The sequence below is a fragment of the Seonamhaeicola sp. ABD4_175 genome (genome assembly GCF_056160885.1).
On the sequence record NZ_JBSWYC010000001.1, the window covers coordinates 606,641 to 622,897 of the forward strand.

At 33.7% G+C, this 16,257-nt stretch carries 15 protein-coding genes; 7 read left to right on the forward strand and 8 right to left on the reverse strand.

Features of this window, described 5'->3' with window-relative positions:
• Window positions 1–30 precede the first annotated feature (30 nt).
• The 6 genes from porL to ACXAG4_RS02460 form a co-directional block, all read right to left on the reverse strand.
• Window positions 31–672, reverse strand: coding sequence for a type IX secretion system motor protein PorL/GldL (gene porL / locus ACXAG4_RS02435; RefSeq protein WP_475294483.1), 642 nt, complete (start codon window positions 670–672; stop codon window positions 31–33).
• A gap of 80 nt (window positions 673–752) precedes the next feature.
• A complete protein-coding gene (porK, locus tag ACXAG4_RS02440; protein WP_475294484.1) occupies window positions 753–2,120 on the reverse strand; it encodes a T9SS ring complex lipoprotein PorK/GldK in 1,368 nt (455 codons plus the stop codon).
• Between the two features lie 163 nt (window positions 2,121–2,283).
• Window positions 2,284–3,450, reverse strand: a complete 1,167-nt coding sequence (locus ACXAG4_RS02445; protein ID WP_475294485.1) for a formimidoylglutamase — start codon at window positions 3,448–3,450, stop codon at window positions 2,284–2,286.
• A 5-nt stretch (window positions 3,451–3,455) separates the two neighbouring features.
• On the reverse strand, window positions 3,456–5,945 hold the full coding sequence (gene topA, locus ACXAG4_RS02450; RefSeq protein ID WP_475294486.1) for a type I DNA topoisomerase: 2,490 nt from the start codon (window positions 5,943–5,945) through the stop codon (window positions 3,456–3,458).
• 127 nt (window positions 5,946–6,072) lie between these two features.
• Window positions 6,073–6,855, reverse strand: coding sequence for a hypothetical protein (locus ACXAG4_RS02455; protein ID WP_475294487.1), 783 nt, complete (start codon window positions 6,853–6,855; stop codon window positions 6,073–6,075).
• Between the two features lie 79 nt (window positions 6,856–6,934).
• On the reverse strand, window positions 6,935–7,324 hold the full coding sequence (locus ACXAG4_RS02460; RefSeq protein WP_475294488.1) for a hypothetical protein: 390 nt from the start codon (window positions 7,322–7,324) through the stop codon (window positions 6,935–6,937).
• Window positions 7,325–7,564: 240 nt separating this feature from the next.
• Here ACXAG4_RS02460 and miaB point away from each other — a divergent pair, with 240 nt between their 5' ends.
• From miaB to groL, 7 genes are all read left to right on the forward strand, one after another.
• A complete protein-coding gene (gene miaB / locus ACXAG4_RS02465; protein ID WP_475294489.1) occupies window positions 7,565–9,013 on the forward strand; it encodes a tRNA (N6-isopentenyl adenosine(37)-C2)-methylthiotransferase MiaB in 1,449 nt (482 codons plus the stop codon).
• A gap of 66 nt (window positions 9,014–9,079) precedes the next feature.
• The gene (locus tag ACXAG4_RS02470) at window positions 9,080–10,348 is read left to right on the forward strand and encodes a sigma-54 interaction domain-containing protein (protein WP_475294490.1); all 1,269 of its coding nucleotides are present in this window, start codon (window positions 9,080–9,082) and stop codon (window positions 10,346–10,348) included.
• Between the two features lie 33 nt (window positions 10,349–10,381).
• Window positions 10,382–10,891, forward strand: a complete 510-nt coding sequence (locus ACXAG4_RS02475) for an LptE family protein (protein WP_475294491.1) — start codon at window positions 10,382–10,384, stop codon at window positions 10,889–10,891.
• Window positions 10,892–10,947: 56 nt separating this feature from the next.
• Window positions 10,948–11,910: a hypothetical protein gene (locus tag ACXAG4_RS02480; RefSeq protein WP_475294492.1), complete on the forward strand. Its 963-nt coding sequence runs from the start codon at window positions 10,948–10,950 to the stop codon at window positions 11,908–11,910.
• On the forward strand, window positions 11,907–12,263 hold the full coding sequence (secG, locus tag ACXAG4_RS02485) for a preprotein translocase subunit SecG (protein WP_475295233.1): 357 nt from the start codon (window positions 11,907–11,909) through the stop codon (window positions 12,261–12,263). The genes ACXAG4_RS02480 and secG overlap by 4 nt, the downstream gene beginning before the upstream one ends.
• 167 nt (window positions 12,264–12,430) lie before the next feature.
• Window positions 12,431–12,706, forward strand: coding sequence for a co-chaperone GroES (locus ACXAG4_RS02490; RefSeq protein ID WP_475294493.1), 276 nt, complete (start codon window positions 12,431–12,433; stop codon window positions 12,704–12,706).
• 103 nt (window positions 12,707–12,809) lie between these two features.
• On the forward strand, window positions 12,810–14,441 hold the full coding sequence (groL, locus tag ACXAG4_RS02495) for a chaperonin GroEL (protein ID WP_475294494.1): 1,632 nt from the start codon (window positions 12,810–12,812) through the stop codon (window positions 14,439–14,441).
• 114 nt (window positions 14,442–14,555) lie between these two features.
• Here the strand turns inward: groL and ACXAG4_RS02500 are convergent, their stop codons facing one another.
• Window positions 14,556–15,833 carry a cryptochrome/photolyase family protein gene (locus tag ACXAG4_RS02500; protein WP_475294495.1) on the reverse strand — a complete coding sequence of 426 codons (1,278 nt, stop codon included), beginning with the start codon at window positions 15,831–15,833 and terminating at the stop codon, window positions 14,556–14,558.
• A 24-nt stretch (window positions 15,834–15,857) separates the two neighbouring features.
• Complete coding sequence (locus ACXAG4_RS02505) at window positions 15,858–16,205, reverse strand: heavy-metal-associated domain-containing protein (RefSeq protein WP_475294496.1); 348 nt, start codon at window positions 16,203–16,205, stop codon at window positions 15,858–15,860.
• Window positions 16,206–16,257 lie beyond the last annotated feature (52 nt).

Genomic DNA, 16,257 nt, shown 5'->3' on the forward strand with positions numbered 1-16,257 from the left:
TTTTGGGTTAATACTTTAGGTATTACCTAATTATTTATTCATTGCAGATAACATTCCACCATATACACCATTTAATGAAGATAAGTTAGATGCTAAAGATTGCATTTGCTCTTTTAATTTTGCTGCATTTTCAACAGACTCTTCGTTAATAGATGTTTGTTTGTTAATGCTTTCTAACTGTACTTTGTATAAGCTGTTTAATGATTCCATTTGTGCTGCTGCTAAAGATAACTCTTCACCATACTTTTTAGTAGCCTCAATAGAATCTACAGTAGAAGACATGTTTTTTGCTGCGCCTTCAAAATTCTTAATGCTTTCGCCTAAGCTTGAAATTAATTCTCCATCAATTTTAGCTTCTTTTAATAAATTGTCTAATTTCTTAGATAATAATCCCTGAGGATTTTCATCTGTAGCTACTGCTCTGTCTTTTTTAGCACCACCAGCTAATTCTGGGTATACTAAAGACCAATCTAATTCGTTTTCAACAGGTTCGAATGCTGAAATAGCAAATATAATAGCCTCGGTTACAAGACCAATTGTTAACATAACATTACCTGTTAAGGGACCAATTTCAAAGTGAATAATTTTGAATAATGCTCCAACAATTACAATTGCTGCTCCTAATCCATAAGCCATGTTCATGAATCTTTTACTTGCTTTTGACTGTGCCATAATTTTCGGTTTTTAAAATTTAAGTACGCTAGTACTTAAGTAGGTTAATTAATAGTATTTAAATTTGATTTGTTACGTTGTTAATTGCTTCCGTTACTTGTTACTTTAGTGCCCATGTAATCTTGCACAGTTCTAAAGCCAATATAACTTCTTGCAGAGTCTGCATACTCATAGTCTCTTGAGCTTACTTGTAAAAAGTATGCTACGTCTTTCCATGAGCCGCCTCTTATTACTTTTCTTGTGTTGTCTTCATCATTAACATTAGGGTTAATAGTTGATGTATACTCATATGAGTTAGGATCATAAGATGCATTTACCCATTCTGAAACGTTACCCGCCATGTTGTATAAATTATAGTCATTTGGCTCGTATGATTTTGCTTCAACAGTATATAATGCTTGGTCTGCCGCATAATCACCTCTTACTGGTTTAAAGTTAGCCATAAAACAACCTCTATCACTTTTTGTGTAAGGACCACCCCAAGGGTATGTTGCTGCTTGCAGGCCTCCTCTTGCAGCATACTCCCATTCTGCTTCAGATGGTAATCTGAATCTGTTAACTAAAGCTGCTCCTTTTTTAGATTTTTGGTAGGTATTTTTATTTATGGTTCTCCATTCACAAAATGCTTTTGCTTGTTTCCAAGTTACACCTACTACAGGGTAGTCTCCGTAAGCATCATGCCAAAAGTAATCGTTGTGCATTGGCTCATTATATGAATAGGCAAAATCTCTAATCCATACAGTAGTGTCTGGATAAATTTCTACTTCTTCTTTTTTAATAACATCTTTACGTGCTATACCTCTGTTTTTGGCAGCTTCTTTAATATCCATGTAATTATACTGGAACTTGAATTTTTTAACATCCCAAGTGCGTTGCCCGTTGTATGATTCTTCTAACGGTAAATACATGGTATCCATTACTTCGGCATAATACTCATCAATATATTCAGATGTATCAAATATTAAATCAATGTCTTTATTTATTTTTCTGCCTTCATAACCCGTTGGACCTAAGCCTGTATAGTTTTCAAACATATACTTTTCGTAAACAGTCATATTTGTTGTATCTGCATCTTTAAATGCAAATTCACCAATTGTTCCATCATCTTCTTGAGTTAATCCAACCTCATCGGCTAAAACTGCTAAACGCATTCTAACAATAGAGTCTCTAACCCAATGAACAAATTGACGGTACTCACTGTTTGTAATTTCAGTAGCATCCATATAAAATGCTCTTACAGTTACTGTTTTTGCTGGCGCGTCATTAATACCAGCTAAATCATCATCAGCTTTACCCATAATGTATGCACCTCCTGGAATAAGCTCCATTCCATAAGGTTTTTCTGGGTGCCATTTTTTACCTTTAACACCCACTAGTTCTCCTCTATCTTTAGAGCCACAACTAGCTAGTATTGTTATTACTGCGGTTAATAAAATAAACTTCTTCATATCTATAGTAAACTCGAGGTTAATTAATTCAGCTTCTTAATTTGTGGCGTAAACATATTTATATATTTTTAAATAACCAACTTTTTTTAAAAAAAAATTACGTTTCATCGTAAAAATTTGGCATTTCACCGATGAAATTACCTTTTCAACCCTAATAGCGATTTTATACGCAATTTTTCCTAAAGGCTTTATACCAGCGTTCTGGCACTTTATTAGCACATGCATCAAGGTAATCTTCATGGCTGCAAGGTAATAACGTATGTCTCTTTAATTTATTATTTACTTCGGTAATAAACGGAATTTCAATCCACCATCTTCCTGTTTTGGTACTCTTGTAAAAAATAAGTTCATCATCATCAACTAAAGCTATGAATTTCTGGTAGTTATTATCATTAGTAAAATCATCATCGTTCACTCTGTAGTTTACACCTTCAACAAAATACCATAGCATTTGAGCTACCAACATAGCTGTAATTTCGTCATCTTTTGAAGGTTTATATTCATAAATACCGAATGATGATACTTTGTTGCTTATACCTGCATATCTTGCAATGGCGCAAATTTCTTTACCATTTAATCCGTTAGGGGAGAACTTTTGTTTTGAACTTACCTCTGAACTTTTTACCGAAGTTAAATCTACACTCACAATATTTGCGTCTCTTAAAACAGGTTCTACTAATGAAATATTGTGAGACACCTCACCCAACCTATACGATTCAAAATAAAGTTGATTCATTAAATCTATTTCTTCTTGTGAGTTGAAATATGTTTGATACCCAACTGTAGCATAGTTAAATAAGTTGTAGGGCTGATCTAAAATAATTTTCCCTACAAAACTGTTATTTTTTATGGGTTTTGAAGAATCGCCTAAATCAAACTTACTATCAACATTAACCACATTAACCATGGGTATTAAATTATCATAAGCCCTATAGTTTGCGTATGTTAAATCTTGCGAGCCTCCTAAAATTATAGGAATAATGTTTTTTTTAACAAGTAAGTTTATGGCTGTTTTTACAGCAAAGTAGGTATCTTCAACACTTTCGCCTTTGTGAATATCGCCTAAATCGGCCACTGTGGTATTCCAAGTACCTGGGAAAAGACTGTAAAATGCTTTTCTAATTTCATCTAAATGAAATGTTTCACCTATATAATTAACATCGTTTCTGTTTTCTAAAACGCCAATTATAGCAATGTTTACATCATCTAAATCTGGAATACCATTTTTTTCAGAATGTATTTTAAGTTTTCTTCCTAATGCTTGAGCAGATAATAGCTCATTGTGAGCCAAAACTAAATCTGATACTGGAGAAAGAAAGTTAAAATTCATTTATATTATTTCTTTTTTGTTGTAGTTTTTTTTCTGGTTGTTTTTTTCTTTGGTGCATTGGCTTCAATAATAGCTTTAGCTTCATCAAGCGTCATTTCAGTAACATCAACTGTTTTAGCCAACTCTACTTTTACTTTGCCTTGTATTACATTATGCCTTCCCCAGCGTGCTTTTTCTACACGAATACCTTCGTCTTCCCAATTATGTATAACTTTATCAATTTCTTTTTGAATTTTAGTTTCAATAAGTTCTACTATATCGTCATCTGAAAGATTATCCCAATCGTATTTTTTATTCACATTAATAAACATGTTGTTCCATTTTATATATGGCCCAAAACGTCCTTTTCCTTTTTGCACTGGTAAATCTTTATACATGTAAATTGGAGCATCGGCTTTTTGCTTTTCTTTTATTAAAACAATAGCATCATCTAAATCTACACTTAAAGGATCTGTTCCTTTTGGTAATGATACGTATGCTTTACCAAACTTAACATAAGGCCCAAAACGGCCGTTATTAACCTGTACTTCTTCGCCTTCAAAATCGCCCAACGTTTTAGGTAATTGAAACAAATCCATTGCCTCTTCATAGGTTATGGTTGTTAATTGCTGGTCTGGACTTAAGCTTGCAAATTGTGGTTTTTCTTCTTCATCAACAGTTCCTATTTGTACCATTGGCCCAAATTTACCTAAACGCACACTTACTTGTCTGCCCGTTTTGGGGTCTGTTCCTAAAATGCGTTCACCAGATTCTCTATCGGCGTTTTCTTTGACGTCTTCAACTTTAGGGTGAAAATCTTTCCAAAATGATTTCATCATTTTTTGCCAATCTTCTTTTCCTTCAGCAATATCATCAAAATCTTCTTCTACTTTGGCGGTGAAATTATAATCTAATATTTGGTTGAAATGATTAACTAAAAAATCTGTTACAATCATACCAATATCAGTTGGAACAAGTTTGCCTTTATCTGAGCCTACTTTTTCGGTTAACGTTTTATCTGTAACGCTACCTTCTTGTAATGTAAGTTGTGAATAGTTACGCTCTACGCCGTCAACCATTCCCTTTTCAACATAGTTTCTATTTTGAATGGTTGAAATTGTTGGCGCGTATGTTGACGGACGCCCAATACCTAATTCTTCAAGTTTTTTAACCAATGAAGCCTCTGTATATCGTGCTGGCGGGCGCGTATAACGCTCTGTTGCGGTTATGTAATTATTTAGAAGTGTCTCACCGGTTTTCATTGCTGGCAGCATACCTTCTTGCTCAACATCTTCATCATCTGTACCTTCTAAATACACTTTTAAAAACCCGTCAAACGTAATAACTTCACCGTTAGCTGTAAACGTTTCATTATGTGTAGAAGCTTCAATTTTAACATTGGTACGCTCTAATTGCGCTTCACTCATTTGTGATGCAATGGCGCGTTTCCAAATTAACTCATATAAACGCGCTTGATCTCTATCTATATTAACAGTATGCCTTGAAAAATCTGTTGGCCTAATAGCCTCATGCGCTTCTTGTGCACCTTTGGTTTTGCCTGTGTAATTACGAGGTTTACTGTAATTATCACCATAAGCTTTTTCTATTTCAGCTTGTGCACCTTGGCGAGCTTCATCAGATAAATTGGTACTATCTGTTCTCATGTATGTAATTAAACCCGCTTCATATAGGCGTTGTGCCATCGTCATGGTTTTACTTACTGAAAAATACAATTTACGTGATGCTTCTTGCTGTAATGTTGATGTTGTAAACGGTGCTGCAGGCGATTTTTTTGCCGGTTTTTTAGTTAAATTGGCTACCTTAAAGCTGGCCGATGCATTTTTTTGTAAAAACGCTTGCGCTTCCTCTTTATTTGAAAGGTTTTTTGGTAGTTTGGCTTTGAAAGATTGCCCATCTTCATTAGAAAATTCGGCGTCTACTCTGTAAGATGCTTCAGGTTTAAAATCTTGAATTTCACGTTCTTTTTCAACAATTAAACGTACTGAAACTGATTGTACTCTTCCTGCAGATAGACCTCCTTTTACTTTTCGCCATAACACTGGCGACAACTCATACCCCACAATTCTATCTAAAACACGGCGTGCTTGTTGTGCATCAACCAAATCGTAATCAATACCTCGCGGATTTTCAATAGCTTTTTTTATTGCAGCTTTGGTAATTTCATGAAAAACAATACGTTTTGTTTTGTCTTTATCAAGTTTTAAAGCCTCGGCTAAATGCCATGCAATAGCTTCTCCTTCGCGGTCTTCATCACTAGCTAACCAAACAATTTCTGCTTTTTTAGCTAATTCTTTTAGTTTTTTTACTACCGCTTTTTTATCTTTTGATACTTCGTATTTTGGTTTAAAATCACCATCTACATCAACCCCTAATTCTTTTGAAGGAAGGTCTGATATGTGCCCAAAGCTAGACTCTACTTTGAATTCTTTTCCTAAAAATTTCTCTATAGTTTTTGCTTTTGCAGGTGACTCTACAATCACTAAATTCTTCGCCATACTTCCGTTTTTGAAGCTACAAATGTATATGAAAAAAAGTTTATGTGCCGCATTTTATGGATTAACCCTGTAATATTTTTACAAAAAAGCCCGTATTTCAATACATAAATACGGGCTTTTTTTAAATTTATTCTTCTATTAATCCTATTTGATTAATGTCATCATTATCTTTAAAACCAATAACGTTTTTATATACTAAATATGTTGTATGATACGGAAATGCGCCTGTAAAAAGTATACCAATACCACATAAAAGCATTCCTACTATTTGTGATAATAAACTAGCAACTATTAATAAACCTAAGGTAATTCCCCATTTTTTTGTTCCTAGCTTAAAACTAACTTTAACAACTTCTCCCACAGACAAATCTGGATTAAAAGCCATTACAATTGCAAAAAAGCTTATTGGTACAATTACATATAATAAAGGTATATAACACAATAACGCCGATGGTATTGCAATAAGCATTGAAATTAACATTAACACCAAGAACTTGGTTAAATATTTCACTTTTACAAAATGGAAAAAATCTGAGGTTGTTACCTGCTCATTATAATCAAACTTCTTAATAATTCTGTAAAAACCGGCATTTAGCGCCACAGATACGGCTCCTAAAACAAACACACCCACAATTACAACAAGTATGTATAATAATGACATACCTGCAAAAAAGTTACCTATAGCTTGGTTATCACTATAACCACTTTCTTGTTGTGCTACAATTAAACCTATAAAAGGCACATAAAATATAATTATAAGCGGCAACATTATTAATATTGTGAAAAGCTGCAGTAAAAAACCGTGCAACCATGTTTTTTTAAATAGCTCTATGGCTTCGCCAAAAATGGTTCCAAAATCTAAAGTTTTTGCATTTTGAATTTTCTCTAATAAATTTGATATGGTATTCATTATGTTTGGGTTAGTTATTTAATACCGAATAAAGGTATATTTTTTTTTCAATTACAAACAAAAACCCATAAAAAAAGTATTAATAAATGTAAGTTAACGGTGTGTTTAATCCTTCTAAATGTAGCGTTATTTCATTACTGCCTTTTACTCTAACTGGTTTTAAATTAAATGATACCGTACGCTCAAAATAAGCTAAATAAGCCTCATTATTTTTAAAATTTAATTTTATGTAGCGCTGTTCTGGTAATGATTCTGCAACTGCTCCAGAATCCACCAACTGAAACTCCCAATTTTTGCCACTACAACCCGATGCCCCAAATGTAACTTGCAAGCAATCGGCTTCAATTGTAGCATTTGTAATATTTAAACCTTCAAAATTAGCTTTAGCGTATGCTTCTTCATCAACTAAGGCTGTTAAATCACATGCATTTGTATCAATGCTGTTATCGTCATTGCATTGGGTATTCATCACACTAAAAATTAATACAATAAAAAACAAAAGCTGCTTCATAAATTTAACCATAACTATTTTTTTTCAAAAGATGTATTAAAAACCAAATGGTTGCGTTTTTATTAAATAAACTTACTAAGAATTTTAACTAAATTTAGCATCTGACACTTTGTCACAAAACCCAAATTAATTGTATCTTTGCAACTGCCTAAATTAATAGAGGCATAAATATTGACCGCAATTTGGTTGAATTATATTATGGAAAAGATTATAGACGAAAAAAAACAGGGCGAATCTTTAGTTTTAACGCAAAAGGAAGGCAACAAACGCAAACTTTTTATTGAAAGTTATGGTTGCCAAATGAATTTTTCTGATAGTGAAATTGTAGCTTCAATTTTAAATGAGCAAGGTTACAACACCACGCAAATTTTAGAAGAAGCCGATTTAGTTTTGGTTAATACCTGTTCTATTAGAGATAAGGCAGAACAAACCGTACGCAAACGCCTAGAAAAATACAACGCCGTAAAACAAGAAAGCAACCCAAACATGAAAGTTGGAGTTTTAGGCTGTATGGCAGAACGCCTTAAAAGCAAATTTCTTGAAGAAGAAAAAATTGTAGACCTTGTTGTTGGCCCCGATGCTTATAAAGATTTACCAAATCTTTTAGCTGAAGTTGATGAAGGCAGAGACGCTATAAACGTCATTCTATCAAAAGAAGAAACTTACGGAGATGTTGCTCCGGTACGCCTAAACAGTAACGGTGTAACCGCCTTTGTATCAATTACCCGTGGTTGTGACAATATGTGCACGTTTTGCGTAGTACCTTTTACACGCGGCCGTGAGCGTAGTAGAGACCCTCAAAGTATTTTAGAAGAAGTAAATGATTTATGGAATAAAGGCTACAAAGAAGTAACGCTTTTAGGCCAAAACGTAGACAGCTACCTTTGGTATGGCGGCGGCCTTAAAAAAGATTTTGAAAAAGCCACCGATTTACAAAAAGCTACAGCCACTAATTTTTCTAAATTATTAGAATTATGTGCCACAGCGCAGCCAAAAATGCGTTTTAGGTTTTCAACATCAAATCCTCAAGACATGACTTTAGATGTTATTGAAACCATGGGCAAATACAAAAACATTTGTAAATACATACACTTGCCAGTGCAAAGTGGTAGCAACCGCATTTTAAAAGAAATGAACCGCCAACACACGCGCGAGGAATATTTTGAGCTTATTGACAATATAAAACGTATTATTCCAGATTGTGCCATTAGTCAAGATATGATTGCTGGTTTCCCAACTGAAACTGAACAAGATCACAAAGACACATTAAGCCTAATGGAATACGTAAAATACGATTTTGGTTTTATGTTTGCCTACTCTGAAAGACCTGGTACTTTAGCCGAACGTAAAATGGAAGATGATATTCCTTTAGATGTAAAAAAACGACGCCTAAACGAAATTATAGCACTTCAGCAAAAACACGGTTTAATGCGCACACAACAACATGTTGGAAAAGTTGAAGAGGTTTTAATTGAAAAAACTTCAAAACGATCAAACGAGCATTGGTCTGGAAGAAACAGCCAAAACACCATGGTAGTATTTCCTAAAGAAAACTATAAAATAGGCGATTTTGTAAACGTTAAAATAACCAATTGTACCAGCGCAACCTTAATGGGTGAAGCCGTTGGTTATTCTGAAAACAATTAAAAAAACACAGACAAAAGATGAATAAAAAGCGCTTGTTGCTTCTCCTTCATCTAAACCTTAAAAAAAATGGAATCTGTTCAAGCTATAAAACAACGTTTTGGTATTATTGGCAATACACCAGCACTAAATCGTGCCATTGAAAAAACCATACAAGTAGCACCTACAGATATTTCTGTATTGGTAACCGGCGAAAGTGGTGTTGGTAAAGAAAGTATTCCAAAAATAATACATCAATTATCACACAGAAAACATAATAAATATATTGCCGTTAACTGTGGTGCAATACCCGAAGGCACTATTGATAGTGAACTTTTTGGGCATGAAAAAGGAGCATTTACAGGTGCCACCCAAACCCGTAGCGGATATTTTGAAGTAGCCGATGGCGGCACTATTTTTTTAGATGAAGTTGGCGAGTTACCTCTAACCACTCAAGTACGCTTACTTCGCGTTTTAGAAAATGGCGAGTTTATAAAAGTAGGCTCTAGCAAAGTACAAAAAACCAATGTTCGTATTGTAGCTGCCACAAATGTAAAAATGTTTGAAGCTATTGAAAAAGAAAAGTTTAGAGAAGATTTATACTACCGTTTAAGTACAGTTGAAATTCATTTGCCTCCACTACGTGAAAGACAAACTGATATCCATTTGTTATTTAGAAAGTTTGCCAGTGATTTTGCTTTAAAATACAAAATGCCAACCGTAAAATTAACCGATGCCGCAATTGACGTACTTACAAAACACCGCTGGAATGGTAACATTAGGCAGTTACGAAACATTGCCGAACAATTATCAGTTTTAGAGCAAGACAGAAACATATCTGCCGAAACACTACGCTCATATTTACCAAGCGCAAACAATAATTTGCCAGCAGTAATAAAAACATCAAAATCTGAAAGTGATTTTAGTAGCGAACGCGAAATTCTTTATAAAGTTTTATGGGACATGAAGAGTGATTTAAACGATTTAAAAAAACTCACCATGGAACTCATGAAAAGCGGCAATACCAAAGATGTTGAAAAAGACAACGAACATTTAATTCAGAAAATTTACGGCAATAATGCTGATGAAGATGCACTTTACGAAGAACCCGTACAAGAACCCGAATTATTGTCTATACCCGAACATACAGGTAATTCTGAAACCATTGATAATTCACAAGACAAATATCATTTTGCCGAAGAAATAGAAGAAGAAGAAACCCTTTCATTACAAGACAAAGAGTTAGAATTAATTAAAAAATCACTTGAACGTCACAACGGAAAACGTAAATTAGCCGCCGCAGAACTAGGTATTAGCGAGCGCACATTATATAGAAAAATTAAACAATATGATTTGTAATTTTTAGTTCTTTCTATAAACAACTTCAAAAAAATGAAACACATAGCATATTTATTTTTATTAGTTTTTTCGGCAGTACTGTTTACCAATTGTAAAGTGCAATATGGGTTTTCGCCACCAACATCAATAAAAGCAGACACATATCAGGTTAACAGGTTTGAAAACACGTCTCTATTATTTGAACCTGGTTTAGACCGCGATTTTAAAATAGCTTTAGAAGATTTAATACAAAATCAAACCAATTACAGGTTAGAACCATCAGGTGCAGATTTAATTTATGAAGGCGAAATAACTAATTACACCATTGCGCCCACAACATCAACAGCACAAAATACTGCTGCCCAAAACCGATTAACAATTACTGTTAAAGTACGTTTTTTTAACACCAATAACTCTGAAGACGATTTAGAACAAAGTTTTTCTTTTTTCTATGATTTTCCAGCAAGCTCACAACTTGTAGGCTCAGTAAAAGACACAGCCCACGAAGAAATTTTAGACCGCTTAACACAAGATATTTTTAATGCCACTTTAGCCAGGTGGTAACATAAAAACCTAATAAAACAGCAAATATTATTTTTTACGTAAATTTGGCTAAACCCATGAATTCATCACAATTAACTAACATATTACAAAATCCGCAGCAAGTAACACACCAACAAACCAGTGATTTACAAACTGTAGTTGATGAATTCCCATATTTTCAAGCGGCAAGAGCCATGTATTTAAAAGGCTTGAAAAACCAAAGCAGCCTTAAATACAACCAAGCATTAAAAACCACAGCTGCATATACTACAGACCGCAGTATACTTTTTGATTTTATTACTTCGGAAGCATTTTCACAAAACGAAATATCTCAAATTATAAAAAAAAATAGCGCACATTTAAAAAATATTGATGTTGCTTCAGAAAATATTGCTGTAGATAGAAGAATTGTTGAAGATGAGATTTTAAAACAACATATTAACGCTACTAAAGATGTTTTAGATCCGGCACTTTTTCAACCCAAAGAACCTCAAAAAAAAGTCGCGAATTTTAGTTTAGATACTAAAGAAAGTATTGCAGAAACCACAAAAAATAACGAAGAAACAACACTATCACCTACAGAAATTTTAAACTTAGGTCAACCGCTTCAATTTGATAAAAATGAAAAACATTCTTTTAATCAATGGTTAAAATTAACACGTTTTAAACCTATTAAAAGAGAAAACACCAACAGCGAAACACCTCAAAAACAAGAAGAAATACCTCAAAAAAAACCACAATGCATAGACCCAAAAAAGGCTAAAAAGTTTGAACTTATAGACAAGTTTATAACTAACACACCTAAAATAACACCAAGCGCAACCCCCAATAAAAAGGGTAATTTAGCCAAAGCACAAATGGTAAAACCAGAGGCATTAATGACTGAAACTTTGGCACGAATTTATGTGGAACAAAAAAACTTTAAAAAGGCAATTCAATCTTATAAAATTTTAAGTTTGAAATATCCAGAAAAAAGTAGTTTCTTTGCAAACCAAATTAAGGCAGTAGAACAATTACAAAAACAAAACAATAAAGAATAATGAGTTTTACAATATTTTTAAGTTTAATTGTTGTAGTAGCTTTTTTACTAATAGTTGTTATTATGGTACAAAACCCTAAAGGTGGTGGTTTATCATCTTCTTTTGGCGGTGGCGGTACTCAACAATTAGGAGGCGTAAAAAAAACTACAGACTTTTTAGATAAAAGTACTTGGTATTTAGCAACCTTTTTATTGGTGTTAATTTTAGCATCAAACATAGCTATAAAAGGAGGCAATGAGTCTGTAGACTCAAAAGCATTAGACACTGATGCGGTAAATGAAATTGAATTACCAACACAAGCTACAGAACCAACAACTAACGGCGCAGCTGCAGATACTACAGCTACTAACTAAGCCAGTTAAAAAAATTAAAAAGCCAGCTAAATTAGCTGGCTTTTTTTATGCCTTATAATTTCCAAAACACGGTAATCTGCAAGTTTGTCAGTTATACACCATTGGCACATTTTTAGCTTAACACTAAGGCGTTAAACAATATTAATTTTATAAAAACTATATACAAAATGGGCTTAAACATTAAACCTTTAGCAGACAGAGTTGTTATTGAACCTGCTGCAGCTGAAACCAAAACAGCATCGGGTATTATCATTCCAGATAATGCAAAAGAAAAACCACAAAAAGGAACTGTTGTTGCTGCCGGACCTGGCACCAAAGACGAACCTATTACTGTTAAGGTTGGTGATACCGTTTTATATGGTAAATACGCCGGAACAGAATTAAAATTAGAAGGTACAGATTACCTTATTATGCGAGAAACCGATATACTTGCAATTGTATAAAAACTTTGGCTATTGGCCCTTGGCTTCTAGCTCCTAAAAATTAATCAATAAACTTAAAAGCCAATAGCGAACAGCTAAAGGCAAAAAGCTAAAAATTAAAAAAATGGCAAAAGACATAAAATTTGATATAGACGCACGCGACGGATTAAAACGTGGTGTTGATGCATTAGCAAATGCAGTAAAAGTAACTTTAGGTCCAAAAGGGCGTAACGTAATAATTTCTAAAAGCTTTGGCGCACCTCACATTACTAAAGATGGTGTATCAGTAGCAAAAGAAGTTGAGTTAGAAGATGCTCATGAAAACATGGGTGCACAAATGGTAAAAGAAGTAGCAAGCAAAACCAACGATTTAGCTGGTGATGGTACAACTACTGCTACCGTTTTAGCTCAAGCCATTGTTAAAGAAGGCTTAAAAAACGTAGCTTCTGGGGCAAACCCAATGGATTTAAAACGCGGCATAGACAAAGCGGTTGAAGCTATTACCAAAGACCTTGAAGCACAAGCACAAGAAGTTGGTAATTCTTCAGAAAAAATAAAACAAGTTGCCGCAATTTCTGCAAATAATGATGACACTATTGGCGAATTAATTTCTCAAGCTTTTACCAAAGTAGGAAAAGAAGGTGTTATTACTGTTGAAGAAGCCAAAGGAATGGATACATACGTTGATGTTGTTGAAGGTATGCAGTTTGACAGAGGATATTTATCACCTTATTTTGTAACAGATTCTGATAAAATGATTGCAGATTTAGAAAATCCGTACATTTTATTATTTGATAAAAAGATTTCTAACTTACAAGAAATCCTTCCAATTTTAGAGCCAGTTGCACAATCTGGTCGTCCATTATTAATCATTGCAGAAGATGTTGATGGGCAAGCTTTAGCTACTTTAGTTGTTAATAAATTACGTGGCGGTTTAAAAATTGCTGCTGTAAAAGCACCTGGATTTGGAGACAGACGTAAAGCTATGCTTGAAGATATAGCTATTTTAACTGGCGGAACTGTAATTTCTGAAGAAAGAGGATTTACTTTAGAAAACGCTGATTTATCAATGTTAGGAACTGCTGAAACAGTAACTGTTGATAAAGACAATACTACAATTGTAAATGGTAATGGTGATGCCGAAGCTATTAAAGCACGTGTAAATCAAATTAAAGCACAAATTGAAACCACTACTTCAGATTATGATAAAGAAAAACTTCAAGAACGTTTAGCTAAATTAGCTGGTGGTGTTGCTGTACTTTATGTGGGTGCTGCTTCTGAAGTTGAAATGAAAGAGAAAAAAGACCGTGTTGATGATGCTTTACATGCAACTCGTGCTGCTGTTGAAGAAGGTATTGTTGCCGGTGGTGGTGTTGCACTAGTAAGAGCTAAAGCAGTATTAGCAAAACTTGAAACTGTTAATTTAGATGAAACTACTGGTGTACAAATTGTTAATAAAGCTATTGAAGCACCTTTACGTACAATTGTTGAAAATGCTGGTGGCGAAGGCTCTGTGGTAATAAACAAAGTACTTGAAGGTAAAAAAGATTTTGGTTACGATGCAAAATCTGAAGAATATGTAGATATGCTTAAAGCTGGTATTATTGACCCTAAAAAAGTAACACGTATTGCTTTAGAAAATGCTGCCTCTGTTGCTGGTATGATTTTAACTACCGAGTGTGCTTTAATTGACATTAAAGAAGATGCTCCTGCAATGCCTCCAATGGGTGGCGGTGGTATGCCAGGTATGATGTAATAGCAAATTGCTATAGATAATATCTCACTCATATACTGTGAGAAACATTAATATTTTTAAAAACGCTTTTCTAATTTAGAAAAGCGTTTTTTATTAAATAATAAACTATTTAACTTACTCTAAACCTGCTTTATAAACATCTAAAGCACGTTGTCTTGCAAACTTATGTTCAACCATTGGTTCTGGGTATTTTGATGTGCCGAACTCAGAAATCCACTGCTTTACATATTTCAAATCTTTATCGAACTTTTTTAATTGCTCAATAGGATTAAAAATTCTGAAATAAGGTGCTGCATCACAACCAGTACCTGCGGCCCATTGCCAGTTACCATTATTGGCTGCCAACTCATAATCTAACAGTTTTTTAGCAAAATAGGCTTCGCCCCATTTCCAATCTATTAACAAATGCTTGCATAAAAAACCTGCGGTTATCATTCTTACGCGGTTATGCATATAGCCCGTTTCATTTAATTGGCGCATACCAGCATCAACCATTGGGTAACCTGTTTTTCCTTCACACCATTTTTTAAAATCTGTTTTATCATTACGCCATTGAACACCATCGTATTTCGATTTGAAATTTTCAGTAACCACCTTAGGAAAGTGATATAATATTTGCATGAAAAATTCACGCCAAATTAATTCACTTAAAAACACGCTATTTTCTTCACTCAACTTACTAGTTATTTCTCTTACGCTTACCGTACCAAAACGTAAATGCGGACTTAAATAACTGGTAATATCGGCATCAGGAAAATCACGTTTTTCTTTATAAACATTTAAATTATCAAGATTGTATGCTTTTACTTTTATGGCAGAAACTTTAAAACCAATGGTACTTAACTCAGGAAAATCATGTGTTTTATTTAAAAAATTAGCTGTATTTGATAATGCTTCTGGTTTTTGAGCCTTATAAACTGATAACCATTTATTTTTGTAAGGTGTATAAACCGTGTATGGCTTGCCATCGTTTTTTAACACATCATTTTCTTCATGTATTACTTGGTCTTTATATGTATTAAAAGCAATGTGGTTTTCATTTAAAAATTTAGCCACTTCAGCATCTCTATTGCGTGCGTATGGCTCATAATCTTTATTTGCAAAAACAGCGTCTACTTTATATTTCTTAGTTAATTCTTTCCATATTTCAAGTGGTTTTCCTTTTAAAACTAAAAGTGAAGATTTATATTTTTTAAGCGCTTCATTTACATGCTTCAATTGATTATGAATAAAACTAACTCTGGCATCATTTTCAGGCAATTCATTTAAAATATGTTCATCAAAAATGAAAAGACAAAGCACCTTCTGCTTACCAGAAAGTGCTTTGTTTAATGCCGTATTATCGTGTAATCTTAAATCTCTTCTAAACCAAAATACCGAAATACTATCCATAAAATTTGTTATCTTTTTTTATTATTAATGTGCGTCTTTCACCTCTGCATCACGATATTTACAACACGGATGTACTGAATTGTATGCTTCATCAGTTGCTTTTTTATCTTTCACATCGTGCCCTACAGCTAATATGTTGGCTTCAATGGTTTCTACATTGGTTTTACGTTCATCAAAAATTAATTTAAGCTCGTGTGTTTTTACATTCCATAATGCAGATTTTACACCTTTTGTGTTTAAGCTTGCTTTTTCAATGCGTGATTTACACATCATGCAAACGCCATCAACCTCTAAACTGGCTCTTGCATTTTTGTTTTGTGAAAATGTTATTGTTGCGGTTAGCATTAATGCTAATGTTAGTATTTTTTTCATGATATTTTCTTTTTTTTATTTCCGCGGAAGCGAAAACCTATTTAAATTATTT